23 protein-coding genes are annotated in these 24,667 nt (G+C 67.3%); 17 read left to right on the forward strand and 6 right to left on the reverse strand.

Annotated features, from left to right (window positions below; all coding sequences use genetic code 11):
- The first annotated feature begins 120 nt into the window (after positions 1-120).
- Positions 121-1,086, forward strand: coding sequence for a thioredoxin-disulfide reductase (gene trxB / locus QN347_RS12380; protein WP_133187369.1), 966 nt, complete (start codon positions 121-123; stop codon positions 1,084-1,086).
- 132 nt (positions 1,087-1,218) lie between these two features.
- Here the strand turns inward: trxB and QN347_RS12385 are convergent, their stop codons facing one another.
- From QN347_RS12385 to QN347_RS12395, 3 genes are read right to left on the reverse strand one after another with little or no spacing between them, the layout of a single operon-like run.
- Positions 1,219-1,986, reverse strand: a complete 768-nt coding sequence (locus QN347_RS12385) for a hydrolase 1, exosortase A system-associated (protein WP_322159638.1) — start codon at positions 1,984-1,986, stop codon at positions 1,219-1,221.
- Positions 1,974-2,687, reverse strand: a complete 714-nt coding sequence (locus tag QN347_RS12390) for a hypothetical protein (protein WP_322159636.1) — start codon at positions 2,685-2,687, stop codon at positions 1,974-1,976. The genes QN347_RS12385 and QN347_RS12390 overlap by 13 nt, the downstream gene beginning before the upstream one ends.
- Positions 2,688-2,697: 10 nt before the next feature.
- Complete coding sequence (locus QN347_RS12395; RefSeq protein ID WP_322159635.1) at positions 2,698-2,970, reverse strand: acyl carrier protein; 273 nt, start codon at positions 2,968-2,970, stop codon at positions 2,698-2,700.
- A gap of 116 nt (positions 2,971-3,086) precedes the next feature.
- Here QN347_RS12395 and QN347_RS12400 point away from each other — a divergent pair, with 116 nt between their 5' ends.
- The 12 genes from QN347_RS12400 (at position 3,087) to QN347_RS12455 (ending at position 18,658) form a co-directional block, all read left to right on the forward strand.
- Complete coding sequence (locus tag QN347_RS12400) at positions 3,087-4,586, forward strand: AMP-binding protein (protein ID WP_322159633.1); 1,500 nt, start codon at positions 3,087-3,089, stop codon at positions 4,584-4,586.
- A complete protein-coding gene (locus QN347_RS12405; RefSeq protein WP_322159631.1) occupies positions 4,583-5,809 on the forward strand; it encodes a pyridoxal-dependent decarboxylase, exosortase A system-associated in 1,227 nt (408 codons plus the stop codon). Before QN347_RS12400 ends, QN347_RS12405 begins: the two co-directional genes overlap by 4 nt.
- A gap of 104 nt (positions 5,810-5,913) precedes the next feature.
- Positions 5,914-6,558, forward strand: coding sequence for an XrtA/PEP-CTERM system exopolysaccharide export protein (locus QN347_RS12410; RefSeq protein ID WP_322159630.1), 645 nt, complete (start codon positions 5,914-5,916; stop codon positions 6,556-6,558).
- 13 nt (positions 6,559-6,571) lie between these two features.
- Positions 6,572-8,095, forward strand: a complete 1,524-nt coding sequence (locus tag QN347_RS12415) for an XrtA system polysaccharide chain length determinant (RefSeq protein WP_322159629.1) — start codon at positions 6,572-6,574, stop codon at positions 8,093-8,095.
- Entirely contained in the window at positions 8,092-9,024 is a 933-nt protein-coding gene (locus tag QN347_RS12420) for an AAA family ATPase (protein ID WP_322159627.1), read from the forward strand. The genes QN347_RS12415 and QN347_RS12420 overlap by 4 nt, the downstream gene beginning before the upstream one ends.
- Positions 9,021-10,649, forward strand: coding sequence for a hypothetical protein (locus QN347_RS12425; protein WP_322159625.1), 1,629 nt, complete (start codon positions 9,021-9,023; stop codon positions 10,647-10,649). Before QN347_RS12420 ends, QN347_RS12425 begins: the two co-directional genes overlap by 4 nt.
- A gap of 39 nt (positions 10,650-10,688) precedes the next feature.
- Positions 10,689-12,077: an XrtA/PEP-CTERM system-associated ATPase gene (locus QN347_RS12430; protein WP_322159624.1), complete on the forward strand. Its 1,389-nt coding sequence runs from the start codon at positions 10,689-10,691 to the stop codon at positions 12,075-12,077.
- A 4-nt stretch (positions 12,078-12,081) separates the two neighbouring features.
- A complete protein-coding gene (locus QN347_RS12435) occupies positions 12,082-12,939 on the forward strand; it encodes an XrtA system polysaccharide deacetylase (RefSeq protein WP_322164088.1) in 858 nt (285 codons plus the stop codon).
- Entirely contained in the window at positions 12,936-14,009 is a 1,074-nt protein-coding gene (locus tag QN347_RS12440) for a FemAB family XrtA/PEP-CTERM system-associated protein (RefSeq protein ID WP_322159623.1), read from the forward strand. Before QN347_RS12435 ends, QN347_RS12440 begins: the two co-directional genes overlap by 4 nt.
- Positions 14,009-15,220: a TIGR03087 family PEP-CTERM/XrtA system glycosyltransferase gene (locus tag QN347_RS12445; RefSeq protein ID WP_322159621.1), complete on the forward strand. Its 1,212-nt coding sequence runs from the start codon at positions 14,009-14,011 to the stop codon at positions 15,218-15,220. The genes QN347_RS12440 and QN347_RS12445 overlap by 1 nt, the downstream gene beginning before the upstream one ends.
- A gap of 16 nt (positions 15,221-15,236) precedes the next feature.
- Positions 15,237-16,766: an exosortase A gene (gene xrtA, locus QN347_RS12450; protein ID WP_322164087.1), complete on the forward strand. Its 1,530-nt coding sequence runs from the start codon at positions 15,237-15,239 to the stop codon at positions 16,764-16,766.
- Positions 16,766-18,658, forward strand: a complete 1,893-nt coding sequence (locus QN347_RS12455; protein WP_322159620.1) for an XrtA/PEP-CTERM system amidotransferase — start codon at positions 16,766-16,768, stop codon at positions 18,656-18,658. Before xrtA ends, QN347_RS12455 begins: the two co-directional genes overlap by 1 nt.
- Position 18,659: 1 nt before the next feature.
- On the opposite strand, the gene QN347_RS12460 is transcribed toward QN347_RS12455, so the two are convergent.
- The 3 genes from QN347_RS12460 to QN347_RS12470 all read right to left on the reverse strand — a co-directional run bounded on the left by QN347_RS12460 (position 18,660) and on the right by QN347_RS12470 (position 21,555).
- Positions 18,660-19,088, reverse strand: a complete 429-nt coding sequence (locus QN347_RS12460; protein WP_189676889.1) for an MAPEG family protein — start codon at positions 19,086-19,088, stop codon at positions 18,660-18,662.
- Positions 19,089-19,150: 62 nt separating this feature from the next.
- The gene (locus tag QN347_RS12465) at positions 19,151-20,194 is read right to left on the reverse strand and encodes a 1,9-bis(guanidino)-5-aza-nonane synthase (RefSeq protein ID WP_133187399.1); all 1,044 of its coding nucleotides are present in this window, start codon (positions 20,192-20,194) and stop codon (positions 19,151-19,153) included.
- Positions 20,195-20,319: 125 nt separating this feature from the next.
- On the reverse strand, positions 20,320-21,555 hold the full coding sequence (locus QN347_RS12470; protein ID WP_322159619.1) for a type III PLP-dependent enzyme: 1,236 nt from the start codon (positions 21,553-21,555) through the stop codon (positions 20,320-20,322).
- Positions 21,556-21,694: 139 nt separating this feature from the next.
- Here QN347_RS12470 and QN347_RS12475 point away from each other — a divergent pair, with 139 nt between their 5' ends.
- From QN347_RS12475 to QN347_RS12490, 4 genes are all read left to right on the forward strand, one after another.
- Positions 21,695-22,663 (forward strand): threonine ammonia-lyase, encoded by a 969-nt coding sequence (locus QN347_RS12475; protein WP_322159618.1) that lies wholly within the window; start codon positions 21,695-21,697, stop codon positions 22,661-22,663.
- Between the two features lie 65 nt (positions 22,664-22,728).
- The gene (locus QN347_RS12480) at positions 22,729-22,896 is read left to right on the forward strand and encodes a hypothetical protein (protein WP_165954448.1); all 168 of its coding nucleotides are present in this window, start codon (positions 22,729-22,731) and stop codon (positions 22,894-22,896) included.
- A gap of 312 nt (positions 22,897-23,208) precedes the next feature.
- Positions 23,209-23,634: a hypothetical protein gene (locus QN347_RS12485; protein ID WP_322159616.1), complete on the forward strand. Its 426-nt coding sequence runs from the start codon at positions 23,209-23,211 to the stop codon at positions 23,632-23,634.
- Positions 23,635-23,976: 342 nt separating this feature from the next.
- The gene (locus QN347_RS12490) at positions 23,977-24,621 is read left to right on the forward strand and encodes a histidine phosphotransferase family protein (RefSeq protein WP_133187415.1); all 645 of its coding nucleotides are present in this window, start codon (positions 23,977-23,979) and stop codon (positions 24,619-24,621) included.
- Positions 24,622-24,667: the final 46 nt, after the last annotated feature.

Below are 24,667 nucleotides of genomic sequence, written 5' to 3' on the forward strand. Positions count from 1 at the left end.
CCCCCCCCCCCCCCCCCCCCCCCCCCCCCCCCCCCCCCCCCCCCCCCCTTTTTTTTTTCACGCACGATGTGTATAAGAGACAGCCCCTAGAGGCAGCGGGCCGACAGGATGAAAGCCATCATGACCACTCACCACACCCGCATGTTGATTCTTGGTTCGGGGCCCGCCGGCCTCTCCGCCGCCATTTATGGCGCACGCGCGGGGATGAAGCCGATCCTCGTCCAGGGCATCCAGCCCGGCGGGCAGCTGATGACGACGACCGATGTCGAGAATTATCCCGGCTTTGCCGACGTCATCCAGGGGCCGTGGCTGATGGAGCAGATGCAGAAGCAGGCCGAGCATGTCGGCACGACGCTGATGTACGACACGATCGTCGCGGTCGACCTGTCGCAGCGCCCGTTCCGGCTAACCGGCGACAGCGGCGACGTCTATGAAGGCGAGGTGCTGATCATCGCGACCGGCGCTCAGGCCAAGTGGCTTGGGCTCGACAGCGAGGAAGCGTTGAAGGGCAAGGGCGTCAGCGCCTGCGCGACGTGCGACGGCTTTTTCTATCGCGGCAAGAAGGTCGCAGTGATCGGCGGCGGCAACACCGCGGTCGAGGAAGCGCTGTACCTCACCAACCATTCGCCCGACGTGACGCTGATCCACCGCCGCAGTTCGCTCCGCGCCGAGCGCATCCTCCAGGAGCGGCTGTTCGCGCACAAGGGCGTGACCGTCTTGTGGAACAAGGAAGTCGACCAATTCGTCGATGGCGGCGGCAATGCCGGGCTGGTCGCGATCGATCTGGTCGACACCGTGACCGGCGAAAAGTCGCGGCTCGAGACCGAGGGCGGCTTCGTCGCGATCGGGCATCATCCCGCGACCGAACTGTTCCGCGGGCATCTGAAGCTCGACGAGGACCATTATCTGTGGGTCGAGACGGGCTCGACGCGGACCAGCGTACCGGGCGTGTTCGCGTGCGGCGACGTGATGGACAAGATCTACCGCCAGGCGGTGACCGCGGCGGGAACGGGCTGCATGGCGGCGCTCGATGCCGAGAAGTTCCTGGCAGAGGCTGAATTCGAGCTGGCCGAGGCGGCGGAGTAAGAGCCTCATTCTTCGTCACCCCGGCCTCGGGCCGGGGGGCACCGCGCCACAGATTCTGCATGGGCAGGATATGCATCCCGGTGGACCCCGGCACGAGGCCGTGATGACGGTTTAGGGGGCGTCGATCAAACTCTAAATGCGCGTTACCGCGCTGAATATCTGCGCCTCCAGCCACGCCGCATCGCTCGAATGCGCGAAGCTGTGGCTGTCGGTGTCGCACAGCGCGACCGGCCCGTCCCACCCGTCGCGAAACGCGATCGCGGTGGTGTCGCGCGCCGCGAGCAGGATCGTCGTGTCGATCCGGCTCGCCGCCAATGCCGCGCGCAGTCGCGCCGCCAGGCTCTCGGCGGCTTCAGGTTTGCTCTGCGCAACCTTAGCCAACCCACCGGCCAGCTTGGACAAATTGACACCGCCGCGCGCGAGCCGCAGCCATTCGCGCGGGTCTTTCAGCTTCTCGGCATAGCGCGCGCGGATCGCGGCTGCGGGGGGTAGCGCGTCGGTTTCCTCGATCACCCAGGGGTTGGCGAGGATCAGCCGGTCGATCCCGGCGGTCGCGCCGAACAGCGCAAGCGCCGTCGCCGCGTCGCAATTGCCGAAACCGACGAGCCGTTCGATCCCCGCCTCGGCGCTGAAGGTCGCCGCGGCGCATCCGATATCGGGGCCCGAGGTCAGGAACCCGCCGTTCGTCCCCGTCGAATCGCCGATCCCGCGCCGGTCGAAGCGCAGCACCGGGATCCCCCGCGCCGCAAGGCGCTCGGCCAGCAGCGCCATCCCGCGGTGCGCGCCGATACGGATCTCGTTGCCGCCCGACACGATCAGCAGCCCGGTCTTGCCCGGCGCTTCATCAAGCGTGCCGAACAGCGTGTCGCCCGCGCAGGCGAAGCGGATCAGCCTCCGCATGTGGTGATCCAGTCGGCAATATCGTCGGCGAGCATCGTCGCGAGCGCAGGGTCCGAATCCGGCTCGGCGCGTCGCCATAGCGGTGCGCCGGGGACATGCCGATCGGCCGGCATCGTGTCGGTCGCGAGCCGGACGGTCCGGACGAATCCCCCATCCGCCGCAGTCCACGGGATACGCCGCGAGAGATCGGTCAGCAGACCCGGCGCGATGCGGTTGCCCGCAATCTCGATCGGCGCGTCGGCATCGAGATACCAACGATCGCCCAGTACCGTTCCCGCCCGCGCGGCGGCTTGCTTGATCCGCTTGAGGTCGCGCAGCACGCTCGCGCCGTCCTGCGGCGCAAGCTGCCAGCGACCGTCCAATGCGGCAGTCGTGTCGATCAGCGCGCCGCTGCGGATCGACACGCCGTAGCAGCGGCGACCGTCGGCGCGCTCAGGCTTGATCGCGTCGGCGATGCCATCGCTGAAATCGCCGATGCCGCACTGCTCGAGTGGAACAAGGCTTTCGCCTTGGCCCGGCACGTCGGGGAGCAAGCTGCCCACGCCGCAGCGTGCAAGGGCGCGGCAGATCGCCACCGCAAGCGCGCGGACGCGATTGGCTTCCTCGAACAGCGGCAGTGTGACGACGGCGACCGGCCCGCTCCCCGGCCCGAAACGCAGCATGGCCTCGCGGCCGCGGCGCGTCTCGTACGAGTCGATCAAGCGGGTAGCGTCATCGCGGCGCCTTGGCCGCGGCGAAGCGGACGAGGCTGCCAAAGGTCTCGAGCATTTCGCCATCGACCTCGTCATCCTCGATCAGGATGCCGAGCCGCTCCTCGATCTCGGTCAGCAGGCCAGCGACCGCCATCGAATCGAGCTCGGGCATCGCGCCGAACAGCGGCGTCTCTGCGCGCAACTCGGCCGCGCGCGCCTCGCTCAGCCCCAGCACGTCGCGCAACGTCGCGCGGACGGTCGAATCGATCTGGTCGTAATCATCTGGAAGCACAAGGAGCCCCGGTTCTAGCCGTTATGTTGCACCGCGATAGAGACTGGGCCGGGCAATGCCAAGAGCCGCCCCCGCGCGAGCCCTTCACAGCCAAGCCGCGTTCGCTATCAGGGGGCATGCTCGCGCTCGACCCAATCCCCCGGCCTATCGATACGCTGCCCGCGTTCGGGCGTGGCGATGCGGTGGCGGTGATCGATCGCGCGGGGACGCTCGACTTCGACGGGCTCGAGCGGATGACGGGCGAAGTGGCGGCGTGGCTGGCGGCGCAGGGCTATGCGCCGGGTGCGCGGGTCGCGAGCTGGCTGCCCAAGACACGGCTGGCGTGCGTATTGCCGATGGCGGCGCCACGCGCGGGCCTTGTGCATGTTCCGATCAATCCGATGCTCAAGCGTGCGCAGGTCGGCTATATTCTGGCCGACAGCGGGGCGGCAGCGCTGCTGACCCAGGCGGGGCGACGCGATACGCTGGAAAGCGGTGATATCCCCACCGACTGTGCGTCCTTGCTCGACGAGGACGTGCGCGGGGGGGGCCGACTTCCGCCGTCTAACGCCGATCCCGCCACGCTTGCCGCGATCCTCTATACCTCGGGATCGACCGGGCGGCCGAAGGGGGTGATGCTCAGCCACGCCAATCTGTGGCTCGGCGCGATCAGCGTCGCGCACTATCTCGCGCTGACGCCCGACGACCGCGTGCTCGGCGTGCTGCCGCTGAGCTTCGACTATGGACAGAACCAGCTCTTCTCGACCTGGGCGGCGGGCGCCAGTTACGCGCCGCTCGATTATCTGACGGCGCGCGATGTCGTGAAGGCGGTCGAACGCGTCGGCGCGACGACGCTCGCGGGCGTCCCACCGCTGTGGGTCCAGTTGCTCGAAGCCGAGTGGCCCGATGCCGCGGCACGCCGTTTGAAGCGCCTCACCAATTCGGGCGGAGCGTTGACCGCGCCGCTCGTCGCCGGGGTGCGGGCGCGGTTCCCGCAGGCCGATCTCTACCCGATGTACGGGCTCACCGAGGCGTTCCGCTCGACCTATCTTGCCCCCGCGCTGGTCGCCGCGCATCCCGACTCGATCGGCCGCGCGATCCCCTTTGCCGAGGTGATGATCGTCCGCCCCGACGGATCGCAAGCCGCGGCGGGCGAGCCGGGCGAGCTCGTCCATGCCGGGCCGCTTGTCGCGCAAGGGTATTGGCGCGATGCCGAGCGCACCGCGCAGCGTTTCCGTCCCGCACCGGCCTGGTCGACATCGGGCGGAATGGCGGTGTGGTCGGGCGATACGGCGGTGATCGACGACGAAGGCCTGTTGCGCTTCGTCGGGCGCGACGACGAGATGATCAAGAGTGCCGGCAACCGCATCAGCCCGACCGAGATCGAGGAAGCCGTCGTGGCGGGCGGCGAGACCGTCGAGGCGGTCGCACTCGGGGTGCCCGATCCGCGGCTCGGCCAGGCGATCGTCGTGGTGGCGCGCGGCGATGGTGCGCGCGAGGCCGATCTGCGCGCGCGCTTGCGGCGCGATCTGCCGAGCTTCCAGCAGCCGGCGCGCTACGAATGGCGCGCAGAGCTGCCGCGCAACGCCAATGGCAAGCTCGACCGGGCAGCGATCAAAGCGGAACTGACGTCATGAAACCGATGGGTACGATCCCCGCCGACTTTGCCGGTGCCCCCCTCACGATCGCCGGGCGCAGCGCCACGGATTGGGTGGCGATCGCGGGCGATACGCCGCTGTTCGTCTATGACAGGGGAGCGGTCGAAGCGCGGATCGCCCGCTTCCGCGCGGCCTTTCCTGGCATTGACTTGCATTATGCGATCAAGGCCAACCCGTTCGCGGCGCTGCTCGCGGCGATGGCGCCGTTGGTCGACGGGCTCGACATCGCCTCGGGCGGCGAGCTGACGATGGCGCTCGCGGCGGGCAAGGCGCCGCAGACGATCAGCTTTGCTGGCCCGGGCAAGCGCGACGACGAGCTTACGGCTGCGATCGAGGCCGGGGTCACGATCAACCTCGAATCGAGCGGCGAGGCGACACGCGCGCTTGGCATCGGCGACCGACTTGGCATCACGCCGCGCCTTGCAATCCGGGTCAATCCCGAGATCGAGCTGCGCGGATCGGGGATGCGGATGGGGGGGCGCGCGTCGCCGTTCGGGATCGACGCCGATCGCGCAGCCGCAGTGGCGCGCGATGTGATCGCGGGCGGGGCGGACTGGCGCGGTTTGCATATCTACGCGGGCTCGCAAGCGCTCGACGCCAAGGCGATCATCGACACGCAGGCGGCGACGATGGCGCTGGCCGGGCGGCTCGCCGAGGAAATCGGCGTGACGCCGCCGCTCGTCAATCTCGGTGGCGGCTTCGGCATCCCGTATTTCCCGGGCGAAGTGCCGCTCGACATCGCCGCGATCGGCGCGGCGCTCGCAGAAACACTCTGCACCCGCAGCACGGCCTTGCGCGACACGCGCTTTGCGATCGAGCTCGGGCGCTGGCTCGTCGGCGAGGCGGGGGTCTATCTCACGCGCGTCGTCGATCGGAAGGAGAGCCGCGGCGAGACCTTCCTTGTCGTCGATGGCGGGCTCCACCATCAGCTCGCGGCGACGGGCAATCTCGGCACGGTGGTCAAGCGCAACTATCCGGTGAGCATCGCCACCGCCGCCGCCGGTGCGCCGACTGAGGTCGTCAGCGTCGTCGGGCCGCTGTGCACCCCGCTCGATCGGCTCGCCGATCGCGTCACGTTGCCGGTCGCCGCGGTCGGCGATCTGGTTGCGGTGTTCATGGCCGGCGCATACGGAGTCTCGGCAAGCCCGACGGCGTTTCTGGGGCATCCGCTCCCGTTGGAAACGCTGGCCGAGCATTCCTAACGGTATATTCACCCCTTCCGCACCATATCGTGTCGACAGCCGTAGCTTGCTCATCCGGGGCAGACGTGACTCGGGTCGGCAGCATCAAGCGGTGGGAGGTATGCATGCAGCGTTTTTCGAAGTCAGTTCGCGTGGTCTTGAGCGTCGGGACGAGCGCGCTCGCGCTGGCCGGTTGCACGACCGCGAGCCGCCCTGAACTGCCGCAGGCCGCCTTTGTCGCCGGGCAGGAACAGCCGGGCGAGGAATATATCATCGGCCCGCTCGACCAGCTCAACATCTTCGTGTGGCGCAACCCCGAGCTGTCGTCGAAGGTGCAGGTCCGCCCCGACGGCCGGATCACCACGCCGCTGATCAGCGACATGCCCGCGGTCGGCAAGACGCCGCGGATGCTCGCCGACGACATGAAAATCGCCCTTGGGGAATATATCAAGGATCCGATCGTTTCGGTCATTGTCGAGAACTTTTCCGGCACCTTCAGCCAGCAGATCCGCATCGTCGGTGCGACCGCCAAACCTGCTTCGATTCCGTACCGCGCCAACATGACGCTGCTTGACGCGATGATCTCGGTCGGGGGCTTAAGCCAATATGCCGCAGGCAACCGCGCAAAGCTCGTCCGCTACAATCGTGAGACCGGCAAGCAGGTCGAATACAATCTCAAACTGTCGCGTCTGCTCAAGGACGGCGACAGCCGGGCCAACGTGCGGCTCGAACCCGGCGATGTGATCATCATCCCCGAGAGCATGTTCTAGGGGCCGCCGAACGATGAGTGGTTTCCTCACCGAAGTGCAGATCATCCTGCACACCATGTGGATGCGGCGCTGGATAGCGCTCGGCGTCGCATGGGGTGTCGCGGTGTTGGGCTGGGCGGTCGTCGCGCAGCTCCACAACAGCTACGAATCGCGCGCGCGCGTCTTCGTCCAGCTCAACACGATCCTGCCGAGCGCGGTCGGGATCACCGCGGCCGACCAGCAGAAGGACGTCGACACGATCCGCCAGACGCTGACCTCGGCGGTCAATCTGGAAAAGGTCGTGCGCGGCACCGATCTCGCCAACACGGTCAAGACCGATCGCGATGTCGCCGACCGCGTCAATACGCTGTCCAAGGCGATCAAGATCACCGCGCAGCAGGACAATCTGTTCGAGATCGTCGCCAGCGGATCGAGCCCCAAGGTGACGGCGCAGATCGTCCAGAAGCTGATCGACCTATTCGTCGAACAGAATCTGTCGGGCGACCGCGACGAGACCAATTCGAGCCTCAAATTCCTCGATGCGCAGCTCGAGCAGCGTCAGAAGCAGCTCGCCGATGCCGATGCCAAGCGCGCCGACTTCCAGAACCGCTATCTCGGCAGTCTGCCGGGTTCGGGCTCGCTGACCGACCGGATGGGCGCGGCGCGCTCGGCGATGGCGCAGGTCGATAGCGATCTGGCGGCGGCGCAGTCGGCACTGTCGGTGGTCAATGGCCAGATGGCCGGGACGCCTGCCAACATCCCCGGCGCAGCGGGCGTTGCCGCCAGCGCCGGCCCGGCGCGTGCGCGGCTCAATGCGATCCAGGGGCAGCTCGCCGATGCGCGGGCGCGCGGCTATACCGAGAACCATCCCGACGTCGTCGCGCTGCGCAGCCAGCTTGCGTCCGCGCAGGCAGCAGCGCGCAGCGAGCCGATGGTCGGCGGCGGTGGCGCCGCGTCGGCTTCGAACCCGGCCTATCTCGGGCTGCGCTCGATCCAGGCCGACAAACAGGCGCAAGTCGCGGCGCTTAGCGCGCGCAAGGGGCAGCTCCAGCACGATCTTGATGCGATCAACGGCAAACTCGCTGGCGACCCCGCGGTCGCCGCGCAGCAGTCGCAGATCGATAACGACTATCAGGTGATGAAGGACAGCTATGCCAAGCTGCTGGCTGATCGCGAGGCAATCAAGCTGCGCGGCCAGGCGCAGAGCCAGACCGATTCGATCAAGTTCAGCGTAATCGATCCGCCGACGGCACCGCGCGTTCCTGCATCGCCCAACCGGCCGCTGTTGCTGACCGGGGTGCTGATCGCAGCGCTCGGCGCAGGCGTCGCGGTGGCTTTCGGGCTGACGCAGTTCAAGACGACATTTGCGACCGCAGGCCGGCTCGAAAAGGCCGCCGGACTGCCGGTGATCGGCTCGATCGGGGCGATCGTCACCAAGGCGCAGCTCGCACACCGGCGGCGGATGCTCGCCTATTTTGCCGGCGGGGTCGGCGCACTCGGTGCGGCCTATATCGGCTTGCTCGGGGTCGAGATGCTTCAGCGAGGATTGGCAGCATGAGCGATCCAACCCTGCGCAAGCGTCCGTCGCTGCTCGAGCAGGCGGCCACGCGCTACGACTTCAACACACATTTCCGTCCGCTCGACGATGTACCGGCCGAGAAGCCGGTCACCACGCCGATCGCGCCACTCGCGTCGCCTACGCCCGAGCCGCGTCCGATCGCGGCGCCACGCGCTACGCCTCGGCCGGGCGCCGAGGTCAAGATTGATCGCGCCTTGCTCGCCGAGCGCGGCATGCTCGTACCGGGTGCGCCGATCGGCGCACTGGTCGAGGAATTCCGGCTGGTGAAGCGCCAGTTGCTCACCACCGCGCGCGGCGTTCGCGTGCGATCTGGCGACCTGTCGCGGACGATCCTCGTTACGTCGGCACAGCCCGACGACGGCAAAACCTATTGCGCGCTCAACCTCGCCATCTCGATGGCGGCCGAGCGCGACCTCGAAATCCTGTTGGTCGACGCAGATTTCGCCAAGCCCGACGTCATGGCGCGGCTGGGGTTGAGCGAGGGGCGGGGGCTGCTCGATGCGCTCGCCGATCCGCAGGTCGAGCTCGAGAGCTGCGTCGTGCGCACCGATATCCCGCATCTCAGCCTGCTGCCCTGCGGCACCAAGTCGAATGCCGATACCGAGCTTGTCGCGAGTGCACGCACCGGCGAACTGATCGCGCAACTGCTCGCGGCCGATCCGCGGCGCGTGCTGATCTTCGATTCGCCACCGGTGCTGGCCGCATCGCCCGCTGCCGCGCTCGCGCATCATGCCGGGCAAGTGATGCTCGTCGTGCGCGCCGACCGCACCAGCGAAAGCGACCTGCGCGAGGCGATCGACCTGCTCGACGGGTGCGAAGACATCCAACTCCTCCTCAACGCCGTGTCGTTCGCCCCCGGTGGGCGGCGCTTCGGTAGCTATTATGGACAACAGGAAGACGCGTCATGAAGTGCCGCCTCCGCTCCACTGCACTCCTGCTCGGGACTGGGCTCGCTGCGTTGATCGCGGCCGCACCGGCGCAGGCGCAGGACCAACAACGCCGAACCCGCATCTCGCCGTATATCGAGATCGGGCAGATCGTGACCGCCGATCTCAAGAATGACGATGTCCTGACCTATTCGACGGTCGCGGGCGGGGTCGAGGCGTCGGTCCAGACACCTCGGACGCAGCTGCAGGTCAGCTACCGCTATGAGCGGCATTTTTCCTACGCCAAGCGTGTCGGGGACGACGACCTGCACAATGGCCTGGCGCGCGGCAGCATCGCCGTCGCGCCTAATCTCAGCATCGAGGCCGGCGCGATCGCGACGCAGACGCGTACCGATATTCGCGGCGCCGCACCGATCGCGCAGGTCGGCCAGCGTGACAATATCAGCCAGGTGTTCTCGGGCTATGTCGGGCCGAGCTATGCTGCGCGTGTCGGCCCGGTCGGTGTCGCGGCGAGCTATCGCTACGGCTACACCAAGGCCGGGTCACCGGGGACGACCGGTGTCGCACCTGGCAGCCCGCGGCTCGACGTGTTCGACAGCTCGCAAAGCCACACCGTCAACGTCAGCGCGGGGGTGAAAGCGGGGGCGCTGCTGCCCGTCGGGATCAACGTCTCGGCCGCGTATGACCGCGAGACCGCCAACCAGCTCGACCAGAAGTTGGAGGACAAGGTCGTTCGCGCCGATCTCGTCGCGCCGGTTGCGCCGACGGTCGCGCTCACTGCGGGCGTCGGCTACCAGAATCTGCAAGTGCGCCAGCGCGATGCCTTGCTCGACGCAAACGGTGTACCGGTGGTCGACCGCCGCGGCCGCTTCCAGTCCGATCCTGCCTCGCCGCAACGCATCGCTTACGAGACCGACGGCTTGATCTATGACGCGGGCGTGATCTGGCGTCCGTCGGAGCGCACCACGCTGCAGGCGCATGTCGGGCGGCGGTATGGCGGGATGACCTATTTCGGAACGCTCAGCTACGCCGCAACGCGCTCGATCTCGGTCAATGCCGATGTCTATGACACGGTCGAGACGTTCGGGGGGCAGTTGCGCAACAGCCTGGCCGGTCTGCCGACCTCGTTCCTCCAGCAGCGTGCGGCATTCGGTCAGCAATATAGCGGCTGCACGTTTGGCGCGGCGGGTGCGGGGGCGGGCGGGTGCCTCAACGGCGCGTTGCAGTCGATTTCGACCTCGGCGTATCGCGCACGCGGCATCGATGCGGTGATCTCGGCGACTCGCGGCAAGCTCAACCTCGGCGTGGGCGCGGGCTATTCGAACCGCCGCTTCCTCGCGCCCGACCAGATCAACGCGGCGTTCTCGATCAACGGCGTCAGCGACCAGAGCTATTATGCCCAGGCGTTCGCCAACGTGCCGCTCACGCGGGTCTCCGGTATCAACGGGACGCTGATCTACAATTATTACGACAGCGGGATTGCCGATGCGCCGGGCGTGACAAGCGCCGCGGCGACCGCGCTCTATTATCACAATTTCGGTCGGATCGGCACGACTGCTTCGGCAGGCCTGTATTCGTTCAGCCAGAGCGGCGTCGCGGATCAGCTTTCGGCGACGGGCCAAGTGGGTGTACGGTATCAATTCTGAAACGCACGGGCGGATTTCTGTCATTGCGGGGATAGCAGCATGTACGAAGACTATTATGGATTGCGCGGTCGCCCGTTCCAGCTGACGCCCGACCCACGCTTCTGGTTCGAGACCGCGACGCATCGCAAGGCAATGGCGTATCTCGGCTATGGCCTGGCGCAAGGTGAGGGCTTCATCGTCATCACGGGCGATGTCGGCGCGGGCAAGACGACGCTGGTCGGCCATTTGATGGACACCGTCGATGCGACTCGGCTCCACGTCATCAAGATCGTCTCGACGCAGATCGAGGCCGAGGATCTGCTGCGGATCGTCGCGGGCGGGCTCGAGATCGAGAGCGACGGGCTGACCAAGGCGCAATTGCTCGTCGCGATCGAGCGCGGGCTGCGCGCGACCGCGCGTGCCGGACGCCGTACGCTGCTGATCGTCGACGAAGCGCAGGCGCTGCCCGTGTCGAGCCTCGAAGAGCTGCGGATGCTCTCGAACTTCCAGACCGGCAGCCATGCGCTGCTGCAGATCTTCCTGCTCGGCCAGCCCGAGTTTCGCGAGCGGCTGCACGGGTCGGACCGGCTCGAACAGCTCCGCCAGCGCGTGATCGCGGTCCACCATCTCGATCCGATGGAGCGGGACGAGGTCGAACCCTATATGCGCCATCGCCTCGCCGTGGCGGGATGGACCGGGCGCCCGGGCTTCACGCCCGGCGCCTATGCCGCTTTCTATGACGGCACCGACGGCGTGCCGCGGCGGCTCAATCAACTGGCCGGGCGCGTCCTGCTCTACGCAGCGATCGAGCAACTCGAGACGATCGACGCGCATGCAGTGGCGACTGTGCTTGCCGACATTGCGGGCGACATGCCCGGCGTGAAGGCGATTGCGATACCCGAACGCGAAGCGCTGGTCGCGACGCCGGAAGCCGAACCCGTGCCGAGCCTGGTGCCCGAACCGGACGCGCCGGCCGTGCCGCACTCGGATCCGGTCGCTGCACCCGAGCCGGTGGCGGATGTCGAGCCGGAACCCGAACCTGAGCTTGAGCCCGAGCTGGACTCAGAACCGGAGCCGGAGCTGGAGCCGGACTTCGAGTCGGAGCCCGAGCCCGAGCCCGAGCTCGAAGCGGAAGACGAAACGCCGCATGCGCCCGATCCGGTCGTGCTCGCGGTCAGTGAGCCTGTCCCGGAACTGCTGCCGGTGCCCGCATTCAAAGTGCGGCCTATCGCCGACGACGCGGAGGACCATCCGCCGATCGCGCCGCGCGAGGAGCCCATTGCATCGACAGACGTGGAGCCCGACACCAGTCTCGCCGAGCAAGTCGCCGCGCTGACCGCGCGTGTCGAGGAGCAGGACGTCGCGCTGCGGCGCGTGCTGAAATTGCTCGTCGACTGGGCGGAGTCGGGACAGGCGCCGGGCCTTGCCATGCAGCATGACGAGGACTGAGCCGATGCGCCACGCGCTGACGGTCGATATCGAGGACTGGTTCCAGGTCGGCGCGTTCGAGACGGTGATCGACAAACGCGACTGGGATTCGCTCACGCCGCGAGTCGAGCGCAACACCGATGCGGTGCTCGCACTGTTCGGCGAAAGCGGCGTCAAGGCGACCTTCTTCACGCTCGGCTGGGTGGCGCAGCGCTACCCAGCCTTGATCCGGCGGATCGTCGAGCAAGGGCATGAGGTGGCGAGCCACGGCTGGGACCATGACCGCGTCTTCACGCTCGATGCCGCGCGGTTCCGCGCCGACATCGGCCGCGCGCGCGCAGCGCTCGAGGATGCTGCGGGCGTCGCCGTCACCGGCTACCGCGCGCCGAGCTTCTCGATCGATGCGCGCACGCCCTGGGCGTACGATGTGCTCGCCGAGGAGGGCTATGCCTATTCATCGAGCGTCGCGCCGCTCAAGCATGACCATTACGGCTGGCCCGAAGCTTCGCGCTACGCCTTCCGCCCGCTTGCCGATTCGCCGCTAATCGAAGTGCCGGTGACCGTCGCCGAATTGGGCGCGCGCCGGATGGCGACGGGCGGGGGTTTCTTCCGGCTCTTCCCGGCGGCGCTCACCGATTATGCAGTACGCCAAGTCAGTCGTGACGCGCAGCCGGCGATCTTCTATTTCCACCCGTGGGAAATCGACCCCGGCCAGCCGCGCGTCGCCACCGCGCCCGCGAAATCGAAGCTGCGGCATTACAGCCGGCTCGGCGCGATGGCGGGCAAGCTGCGCGGCTTGATCGGCCGGCATGACTGGGGCCGCATGGATGCCGTCGTCGCCGCGCTCGACCTGCCGGCGCGGGCGCGCGAGCCAGTCGCGTGACAGCGCCGTTGCTCGCCGCGCCGGTCGGCGTCCGGGCGATCGATTTGCGGGAGCCCGACGCGCGGACGCGGGTCGACGCGTTCTTGCGGGCGCACCCTGAGGCGACGCCGTTTCACCTCCCGGCGTGGAGCCTCGGCGTCGCACAAGGCTGCGGGCAGACCAGCCACACGCTCGTCGCCGAGCATGCTGACGGGGCAATCGTCGGGCTGCTCCCTTTGACCGAGATCCGCTCGCCGCTGTTCGGCAGGGCGTTGGTGTCCAACGGCTTCGCAGTCGGCGGGGGGATACTCGCGACTGAGGCTGCGGTGATCGCCGCGCTTGCCGACGCCGCTTGGGCGCTGGCCGAGCGGCTCGGCTGCCCGACGCTCGAACTGCGCGGCGGACCGATCCCAGCCGAGGGCTGGCAAATCGACACGACCACCTATCTCGGCTTTGCGCGCGATCTCGCGGCCAGCGATGCCGACGAACTGCTCGCGATCCCGCGCAAGCAGCGCGCCGAGGTGCGCAAGGCGCTCGACGCCGATCTCAAGGTCGCGATCGGAAGCGCGCCCGCCGACCTCAAGGCGCATTATGCGGTCTATGCCGAATCGGTGCGCAACCTCGGCACGCCGGTATTCCCCAAGCGGCTGTTCCGCGCGGTGCTCGATCAGTTCGGCGACGATGCCGACATCCTCACCGTCCGCGCGAACGGCGAGCCCGTCGCGTCGGTGCTCAGCGTCTATTTCAACGGCACCGTCTATCCGTATTGGGGCGGCGGCACGCACGCCGCACGCGGGCTGCGCGCCAATGACCGGATGTATTTCGCGCTGATGGCGCACGCCCGGTCACGCGGCTGCACGCGCTTCGATTTCGGTCGTTCGAAGGCCGGGACCGGCCCTGCCGCATTCAAGAAGAATTGGGGCTTCGAGGGCGTCGCGCTGCCCTACGCCAAGCGCGCCGCGGTCGGCACCGAGGCGCGCGAGATCAACCCGCTCGATCCGCGCTATTCGCGCAAGGTCGACCTGTGGAAGAAGCTGCCGCTGTGGGTGGCGAACCAGCTTGGCCCGCACATCTCACGTGGCCTCGGCTGATGGGAGACATCCTGTTTCTCGGCCACCGCGTGCCGTATCCGCCCGACCGTGGCGACAAGATCCGTGGCTTCCACATCCTCAAATATCTGTCGGCACGCAAACGCGTCCATTTGATCGCCTTTGCGGACGATACGCGCGATCTTGCCGGCAAGACCGGGCTCGCCAAAATGACCGGCAACCGTTCGATCATCTGGCGCTCCAAGTCGCGCGTGCAGGCAGCGATCGAGGCGCTGCTGACGCGCAAGCCGATTTCGCTCACATCGTTCGACAGCCGGTCGCTGCGGAGCGCGGTCGAGGCGCTGCTCGAGCGCCATGCGATCGACACGATCTACGTTTTCTCGAGCCAGATGGCGCAATATCTGCCGGCGCGCCCGCGGCAGACGGTCATCATGGATTTCGTCGACATGGATTCGGCCAAGTTCGCCGCCTATGCGACGGAAGGCCGCGGCCCTATGGCGTGGGTGATGCAGCGCGAGGCGAGATTACTGTTTCAGTACGAACGCGCGATCGCCGCGCGCGCCGATGCCAGCCTATTCGTCAGCGAAGCCGAGGCGCAGCTGTTTCGCGAGCGCAGTGGCGCGGAGCGCGTCCATGTCGTCGAAAATGGCATCGACACCGACGTCTTTGCACCCGACGCCTCGTTCACGCAGATCGAGGCGATCGAGGCGTTGATCGTCTTCACGGGGCAGATGGATTATCGCCCCAATATCGAAGCGGTGAGCTGGTTCGTCGCGGCGATCTTCCCGCACATTCGCATGCGCTTTCCGCACGCGCGCTTCGCGATCGTCGGGCGCGCGCCGAGCGAGGCGGTCAAGGCGCTTGGCAAGCAGCCCGGCGTGATCGTCACCGGCGAAGTCGCCGATGTGCGCGGCTGGCTTGCCGCGGCGTCGGTCGTCGTCGCACCGCTCAAGCTCGCGCGCGGCATCCAGAACAAGGTGCTCGAGGCGATGGCGATGGGGCGTCCGGTGGTCGCGTCGCGCGCCGCGGCGGAGGGGATCGACCATGCCGACACGCTGCGCGTCGGCGAGAGCGTCGGCGAGATCGCCGATGCGGTGATCGCGCTGCTCGACGATCCTGCCGCAGCGGGACGACTGGGCCGCGAAGCGCGCGCGCAGGTGCAGGCGCGCTACAGCTGGGAAGCGCGGCTTGCGCCGCTCGATGCGATCCTCGGGATCAGCGTCAAGGCGCCGCCGCGCCGCTCCGCGGCCTGAGCCGGTGACGATCGCAATGCCCGTGCCCGCGTCTGCGGACTCGCGCGCGTCGCTCGCGCCGATGTGGCGGCGGCAGACGGCGATCCTCGCCATCGTCGCGATGGCATTGCTCGCGCTGTTCCGCAGCGATGTCGCTGCGTTGACGACGATCTGGTGGACGAGCACGACCTTCGGACATTGCCTTTTCATCACCCCGGTGCTCGCGTGGCTGGTGTGGCAGCGCCGCGGTGAGCTCGCGCAAGTCGCGCCGATTGCCTGGGCGCCGGGGCTGGCGATCGTCGCGCTTGGCGGGCTCGGCTGGCTGTTCGGCGATGCTGGCGGCGTCGCGCTCGCGCGGCACCTCGGGATCGTGATGATGCTGCAAGGCGCGGTGGTGACGCTGCTCGGCCCCAATGTTGCGCGCGCGTTGCTCTTCCCGCTCGCTTATGCGGTGTTCCTCGTGCCCTTCGGCGAGGGGCTCGAGGAGCCGTTGCAGCGCGTGACCGTCGGCATGACGATGCCGCTGCTCCATCTGTTCGGCGTGCCCGCGCAAGTCGACGGCGTGCTGATCACGATCCCCAACGGCTATTTCGAAGTGGCCGAGGCGTGTTCGGGCGCGAAGTTCGTGATCGCGATGATCGCCTACGGCACGCTCGTCGCCAATGTCTGCTTCGTGTCGTGGAAACGGCGTGCGCTGTTCCTGCTGGTGTCGGTGATCGTGCCGGTGGTCGCCAACGGCGTGCGCGCGTTCGCGACGATCTTTGCGGCGTATCATAGTTCGGTCGAGCAAGCGACGGGGTTCGACCATATCGTCTATGGCTGGGTGTTTTTCGGGCTGGTGATGGCGGCGACGCTGGCGATCGGCTGGCGCTGGTTCGACCGCGCGCCCGATGCGCCGGTGTTCGATCCCGCAAAGCTGCAGAGCGTCCCGCGATTGCGGCTCGACGCGGTGGTCGCAGCCGCGCTCGTGCTCGCGGTCGCGGCGGTGTTCCCGGCCTTGTCGAGCGCGATCGCGGGGCGGGCGCAAAGTCTGCCGGCGGAGATCTCGCTGCCGGAGGTGCCGGGCTGGCACCGCGTCACGACGAGCACGCGCGCGGTGTGGTCCCCCAATTACCCGGGCGCCGACCATTTCCTGCTTGGTCGCTATGCCGATGCGGCGGGCGAGACGGTCGATCTGGCGATCGCGGTCTATGGCAGCCAGCAGGAGGGCAAGGAGATCGTCGCGTTCGGCGTCGGGCCGATCCGCGAGGACGATGTGTGGCTCCGTGTCGAGGATCTGCCCGATCTTGCGGGTGGGTCGGTGATCCGCGTCAGCGCCCCTGGCCCGGTCGAGCGGCAGATCGTAACGTGGTACCGTGTCGGCGATGCGCTGACGACCAAGGGGCCGATCGTGAAACTGGAAACGCTGAAGGCCAAGCTGCTCGGTGGGCCGCAGCGCGCGGTGGCGGTGCACGTCTCGGCCGAGATTCTGCCGGGGCATGACGCGCGGGCGGCGATGACGCGCTTCATCGCGGCGCTCGGTCCGATCGAGCGTGTGGCCGATCGTGCCGCCGGGATGTCGCGCTGATGTGCGGCATCGCCGGTCTCTATTATCCCGCGACCCCCAAGCCGGTCGATCCCGCGCGGATTCAGGCGATGGCCGACGCGCAGGCGCATCGCGGGCCCGACGGCTCGGGCGTGTGGACTGCACCGGGCGTCGGGCTCGGCCATCGGCGCTTGTCGATCATCGACGTTGCCGGCTCGCCGCAGCCGATGGCGAGCCAGAACGGCGCGCTGACCGTCACCTACAATGGCGAGATCTACAATTTCGCCGAGCTTCGCGCCGAGCTGCAGGCGTTGGGCGCGGTGTTCGTCACCGCTGGCGATACCGAGGTTTTGCTTCACGGCTGGGCAGCGTGGGGGCCGGCGATGCTCGACCGGCTCAACGGCATGTTCGCGTTCGCGCTCCACGATGCGCGGCGACAGAGCCTGTTCCTCGCGCGCGACCGGCTGGGGGTAAAGCCGCTCCATTATGTCGAACTGGCCGATGGTGCGGTGGCGTTCGCGTCGGAATTGAAGGGGCTGCTCGCGCATCCGTTGGTGCGGCGCGTGCCCGACATCCGCGCGGTCGAGGATTATCTGGCGTTCGGCTATGTGCCCGACGATGCGTGCCTGGTCTCGGGGGTCAAGAAGCTGCCCGCGGGGCATTGCTTGCTGATCGAGCGCGGTAAGCCGGTGCCGGCGCCGTCGCGCTGGTGGGACGTCGATTTCTCGAAGCGCGCGACCGGATCGGCCAAGGCGCTAGAGGACGAACTGACCGCGCTGCTGCGCGAGGCGGTGACGTCGCGGATGGTGTCGGACGTGCCGCTCGGCGCGTTCCTGTCGGGCGGGGTCGACAGCTCGGCGGTGGTCGCGCTGATGGCCGAGGCGTCGCGCGGAGCGGTGCGGACGTGCACGATCGGTTTTGACGAGAGCAGCCTCGACGAGCGCAAATACGCCGACGAGATCGCGCAGCGCTTCGCCACGCAGCATCGCGAGCGGGTGGTGGCGGCGGATGACTTCTCGCTGATCGACACGCTGGTCCATGCGTTCGACGAGCCCTTCGCCGATGCCTCGGCGCTCGCCACCTACCGCGTGTGCGAGCTGGCGCGCGAGGATGTCACCGTCGCGCTGTCGGGCGACGGGGCGGACGAGGCGTTTGCGGGCTATCGGCGCTACAAGTTCCAGGCCGCCGAGGAGCGCGTGCGCGCCCTGGTGCCGGCGTCGGTCCGCACCGATGTGTTCGGCACGCTCGGGCGCTGGTATCCCAAGGCCGATTGGGCGCCGCGACCGCTGCGCGCCAAGACGACCTTGCTCGCGCTCGCCGAGGATGGCGCGGAGGGCTATGCGCGCTCGGTCGGCGTGACGACGCCGGCGTTGCGCGCGGCGCTGTTCACCGATGCCGCGAGGGCGGCGCTTGGCGGGCACCGTGCCGAGGATCGCTATGTCCGCTCGATGCGCGATGCGCCGGCGCGCGACGCGCTCGACCGTGCGCAATATGCCGACTTCCAGCACTGGCTGCCCGGCGACATCCTGACCAAGGCGGATCGTACGAGCATGGCAGTCGGCCTGGAGGCGCGCGAGCCGCTGCTCGATTACCGTCTGGTCGAGTTCGCCGCAAAACTCCCTGTCGGGATGCGGCTGCATGGCGGGCAGGGGAAGTGGCTGCTCAAGAAGGCCATGGAGCGCTATCTTCCCAAGGACATCCTCTATCGTCCGAAGATGGGCTTCGTGACGCCGATCAGCGCGTGGTTTCGCGGGGCCTTGGCGGATGAGGCAGCGCGGCTCGCATCATCGCGCGTGCTCGCTGGAACGGGCTGGTTCAACGCCACGACGATCGCGCAGCTCGCCGACGACCACCGCAGCGGCCGCGCCGATCATGGGCGGACGCTGTGGCAGTTGGTGATGCTCGAACGCGCGATGGCGCGGCTGTTCGGCTGAGCTAGCGGAATACCGCCAGCGCCGCGTGCAGCGTCAACGCGACGAGCATCAGCGAGCTGCCGAGGAAGAATGCGAACCGCACCGAGACCTTGTTGATCGTCGCCTGCCAGATGCTGTGCGCGATCCGCAACGCGACATAGGCCCAGGCGATCCAGGCGTTCGCGCCGTCACCAGTGCCGGTCAGCGCGATCACCCCGCACACCGCGTAGAACAGCGTCGGCTGTTCCATCAGGTGATTGTAATTGTGCGCGACCCACTGGATCTTGGGCGGCAGCCCGCGGTCGGCATCGGCGGGCTTTGTGCCGACCAGCGTGCCGAGATCGATCCCCGACGCCTTCATCGCCGGCAGGCGCGTCGCCAACATCCACAGCAGCATCACCAGCGTCCAGGCGATCATCGCCACGACCGGTTTTAAAATCTCGCTGTGCATGAAAAAGCCTCCCCCAATTGCTTGGGAGAGGCTGCCTCAGTTAGTCTTGCTTTGCAACGCAATCAGTCGAAGCTGGCACCCCAGCGACGCTTGACGCGGTCCTTCCACAGGCCGCGGTGGTAGGCGTCCGATGCGAGGAGCGGCATGACCGAGCCGGCTTCGGCGAACACCATCTGCTCGATGCCGGTGTTGACCTTGCCCCACGATGCCGCTTCCTGCAGCGTCGAGGACGAGCAGGCACCGTCGCGCACGTCGGCAACGGTGATCTGTACCGCGTACTTGTGGACCTGCACGTCGTCATGGCCGAGGATCTCGGCGCAGACGACGGTGTCCTGGATGAAGTTCTTCGGCACGCCGCCGCCGATCATCAGCAGGCCAGTGACACCCGCCTTGATCTTGATGTCGGTCAGCTCGCGGAAATCGGCGATCGCGTCGAGCACCATATAGGGCTTGCCCTCCTTGGCGCGGTCGACCTGATGCTTGACCAGACCGAAGCCCGCCGACGAGTCGACGAAGGCCGGGCAGAAGATCGGCACGTCATGCTCATAAGCGAGCTTGACGAGGCTGTTCTCCTTCTTGCCGTTTTCGACGAGATACTTGCCCATTTCGCGGATGAACTCGCGGCTCGAATAGGGCCGCGGCTCGAGCGAGTTGGCGATCTCGAGGATCGTGTGGTCGCAATCCTGGAGCTGCTCTTCGTCAATGTACGTGTCGTAGATGCGGTCGATTAGCAGCGAGCGCAGCGTGTCGTCGTCGGGCACTTCAAGCGCCTGATAATGCTTGTGACCGAGGCCTTCGAAGAAATCCATGTCGACGATCGACGCGCCCGTTGCGACGACGCCGTCGATCATGTTGTTGCGCAGCAGCTCGGCATAGAGATCCATGCAGCCGCCAGCCGAGGTCGAACCTGCGATGACGAGGAAGATCGAGCAATCCTTGTCGGCGAGCATCTGATTGTAGATGTCGGTCGCGCGGCCGAGGTCGCGGCTGGTGAAGCTCATCTTCTTCATCGCGTCGACGATCGGGCGCGCGTCGAACTTGGTGATGTCGATATGCTCGACGGTGGTCGAGAGGAGCTCGGCCTTGCGGTTGGACATGTCGTTCATGGAAAACTCCTTAGCAAACAGCCGTCATCCCAGCGAAGGCTGGGATCTCCGGGGGCGGGCGATACGCGCGCTTCCGGGAGACCCCAGCTTTCGCTGGGGTGACGGATCGTAATGGAATTGGCCTGTTACAGCGTGACGACGTTCGAAGCGACCTCTGGCTGTTCGTCGCCATAGACCTCTTCGCCGTACAGCGACACCATCGGCTCGTCAGAGACGATTACCGTCTCGTCCGAACCAAAGCCGTTGAACGCGGTGCGCATCGCCGACCCGTAAGCGCCGAGCATCCCGATCTCGAGATAGTCGCCGGCCTTGACGTCGGCAGGGAGGTAAAACGGCCCCACCATATGGTCCATGTCGTCGCAGGTCGGGCCGTAGAAGCTGAACGGCATGTCCTTCGAGCGGCTCTCGGCCTCGCGCAGCAGCTCGACCGGGAAACGCCAGCCGATATGCGCCGCATCGAACAGCGCGCCGTACGCGCCGTCGTTGATGTAGAGCTCATCGCCGCGACGCTTTTCGACGCGCACGACGATCGAGCTGTACTCGGCGCACAGCGCACGGCCGGGCTCGCACCACAGCTCGGACGAATAGCTGACCGGCAGCGATTCGAACGTGCGGTGGATCGTCTCGAAATAGCGCTCGAGCGGAGGCGGCTCCATCCCCGGATAGGAAGAGGGGAAACCACCGCCGACGTCGATCACGTCGACCGTAACCGCTGCCTCGACGATCGCCGCGCGGACGCGCTCCATCGCATTGGCATAGGCTTCGGGCGTCATCGCTTGCGAACCGACATGGAAGCAGATGCCGAGCGCATCCGCCGCTTGGCGAGCGCGGAACAGCAGCTCCTTGGTCTCGCCCGGCGCCGCGCCGAACTTCGACGCGAGGCTCAGCTTGCTATGCTCCGACGAGACGCGAAGTCGGACGCACAGCGTCAGGTCTTCGGCGCCATCGGTCGAGTCGACGATCTTCTCGAGCTCTTCCACGCTGTCGAGCGAGAACGTCTTCACGCCATAGTCGAAATAGGCCGCACGGATCGCCTCGGGTGCCTTGACCGGGTGCATGAAGCACAGGGTCGCGTCCGGCAGCGTCGACGCCACCAGCCGCACTTCGGCGATCGAGGCCACGTCGTAATGCGTGATTCCGCTGTCCCACAGGATCTTCAACAGATCCGGCGAGGGGTTCGCCTTGACCGCATACATCGAGCGACCCGGGAACTTCTCCGCGAAGAAACGGGCCGCACGCGCAGCAGCGTGCGGACGAACGAGCGTAACCGGCTGGACCGGCTTCTGCTTAGCGACGTCGATGCCGGTAACGGCAGTCGAAGGGGTGGTCGCTAACCCCAGCGCGCGATGTAGATTGTGCAATTCAAGGGACCTCCAATGTCCGCAGACAAGTTCACGAAAACACTGCCTTGCGGTTGGAAGTCCCATGGGGCAGCGGATGGGCGAAATAGGGTCGTGCTTTTTCAATGTAAAGCGGTTTTGGACCCCCCGGAGGTGACACGTGACGATTTTAAGACAGCCGACCCGCGCAGGGGTGCGCGACGCCGCCGCCAAGGTCGCTGCGGTGGTGCCGGCAACGCCGCTGTTCGTCGTGGATATTCAAGGCGTTGCGGTCGCTTTCAAGGCCGAGTGCCTGCAGCCGATGGGCGCGTTCAAACTGCGGGGGGCGTGGCACCGTTTGACCGCGATCGAACCCGATTTTCGGAGCAAAGGCGTGGTCGCCTTCTCGTCGGGGAATCACGCGCAGGGAGTCGCGTGGGCAGCACGGCGGCTGCAGATGCCCGCGACGATCGTGATGCCCGCCGATGCGCCCAAGGCCAAGCGCCACGGGACGCTTGCGCTGGGGGCCGAAGTGGTGAGCTATGACCGCAAGACCGAGAGCCGCGAGACGATCGCCGCGCGACTCGCCGAGGCGCGGGGCGCGGTGCTCGTGCCGAGCTTCGACGATCCGTGGGTGATCGAGGGGCAGGGCAGCGCCGGCATCGAATCGGCCGCGCAGATGGCGGCGGCGGGGCTGGGGAGTGCTGCTCGCGTGGTGGTGCCGTGCGGCGGCGGCGGGCTTGCCGCGGGGCTGGCGCTGGCCCTGCCCGACGCGGGCGTTACCGTGGTCGAGCCCGCGGGGTGGGACGACATGCGGCGTTCGCTCGAGGCGGGGTGGATCGAACCCGTCGGCGATTCGCCGCCGCCGACCGCGTGCGACGCGTTGCAGACGATGCGGGTGTCGGGGCTGACCTTCGATGTGCTCGCGCGGCGGGGCGCGACGGGGGTTGCGGTGAGCGAGGCGGAGATCCGTACCGCGCAACGCTGGGCGGCGGAGCGCTTGCGGCTGGTGGTCGAGCCGGGCGGCGCGGTGGCGCTGGCGGCGGTGTTGAGTGGGAAGGTGGCGGTCGAGCCGGGGCTGCTGGTGCTGCTGTCGGGGGGGAATGTCGATCTGGCGGCGTATGGCGCGGTGCTGGCCGGGACGGACTGATCTGTGCGGTGCCGGGGGGATCGGGAAGGGTCGACTTGGCGTGGGCCTAACGGTTAGGGTTCTGCATGACCGCCCTCGAAGGCCTTGCGCCTGCTCTTGCCATGCTCGCCGCCTTCGCCTGCCTGATCGGCGGCGGCATGTTGATCGCCAAGCGTCAGAACGTCCGCAAGGGTGTGCTCATGCTGGTGATGGCGGCGGTGCTGGTGGGTAACGTGGTTATCTGGACGCTGTAGCGCGATCCGCCGCTGCGCGTGCGACGAACCGTGCCGAAATTGACTCGATTGACCCCTGGACATGGTGTTTACACCGGCGATCGTTTCCGTTTTGGCGCCAATGCGGTCGCGCAGGTCTGACGATTTCAAAGAGCCGTGCACGCTATACCATGGCGGCCGCCTTGTAGGACAGGGCCATGTCTGTTTTCGACCAGAACCGGACGTCCAGCTTGCCTGATGGCTATCCCGACAGGGGACGCTCGGTATCGACCTTGAGCAACAACCCTGCGACTATCGACCCGCGAGATTTTGGGTCTTGATCGGGAGCGGCACGTGCTAGATTTCTTCTATAGGCTCCGGCTGAAGCCGGGCGCTGACTTCATCGAGGAGCGGCCCGAGTCCGTATCGGCGGACCTTCCTTACGAGCTTCAATCGAAGATCTTCGATCAGCTGGCGACGGTCGGCATCGCCGGCGCAGGGCTCTCGGTCACGTTGATCGGCAGTTTGCTCCAGAACGCGTCGCGCGTCGTGTGGCTGTCAGTGATCCTCTTCGGGTTAGCCGCCATTACGTCGGTCGGTGCCAACGTTCGGCTGATCGACGGACTGACCCAACGCCGGCCTGTCCTACGCCGCACCAAGCTGGACGTGCAGATCGCGATGGGCCTGATCGGCATGGCGATCGGATGCCTGTGCATGAGCATGTATTATGAAGGTAATCGTGCACCACCGAAGGCCGCTAGCGTGCAGCCGGCACGGTAAAGCTGGGATGTTCGCCGACCACCACCACGGGACGATTGGCCCGACCTAATAGCAGCACCTTGAGCGGAATGTCCGCTTACCACCAAACCCAGACATTTATCGCCCCGGTGAAAGCCGGGATCGATATGTCGCGCGGCGCGCGGCGGATCGCATATGGTGCGACCGCGACCTTCGCCTCGGTGGCGGTTTTGGGTGGCGGCAGCGAACGCCGACCGTCGCGGGCGTGCCAGGCTAGCCATCTCGCGCCCCCCGATACCGGGCTTCCCACCCCACGCCGCTTGCACCAAGCGCCCTGCGGCGTAAGAAGAACCGACACCGTGTGACCCGAAAGCCGCTTATCTCATGACGATGACCTCCGTCGACTTCGCCAGCCTGCTCTGCTCGCGGCTCTGCCACGATTTGCTGAGCCCGGTGGGTGCGCTCAACAACGGGCTCGAACTGCTCGCCGACGAGCATGATCCCGAGATGCGCGCGCGCTGTCTCGAGCTGCTCAGTGAAAGCGCCAAGGCGTCGGCCAACAAGCTCAAATTCTTCCGGCTCGCGTTCGGCGCGGCGGGCGGCTTTGGCGAGACCGTCGACGCGCGCGAAGCGCGGGCCGCGATCGAGGGGCTGTTCGGCGACGGGCACCGCGTCAAGCTCGGCTGGCTGGTCGAGGATGCGACGCTGCCCAAGCCTGCGATCAAGGTGCTGCTCAACCTCGCGCTGATCGCCGGCGACGCGCTGGTGCGCGGCGGGCAGCTCGATGTCGGGGCCGAGAGCGTGGATGGGCAGATCGAGATCGTGGTGCGCGCAGCGGGCCCGCGGATCGTGCTCGATGGCGAGATGCGCGCCGCGCTGACCGGGACACAGGGCGATGCCGTCATCACCCCGCGCGCCGCCGCGGCCTATCTCGTCCATGCGCTCGTCGCCGAGGGTGGGGGCGGCGTGCAGGTATCGGATCCGGGCGATGCGGTGCTGCTGTTCGGGGCTGCGTTCAAGGCCGGCTGACCCCCCGCGACCGCCAAGCCCCGGCGCGGGCGGCGCATTTCCGGAC

Origin of the sequence: Sphingomonas sp. 10B4 (genome assembly GCF_035019905.1) — a bacterium.
Classification (GTDB): domain Bacteria; phylum Pseudomonadota; class Alphaproteobacteria; order Sphingomonadales; family Sphingomonadaceae; genus Sphingomonas; species Sphingomonas glacialis.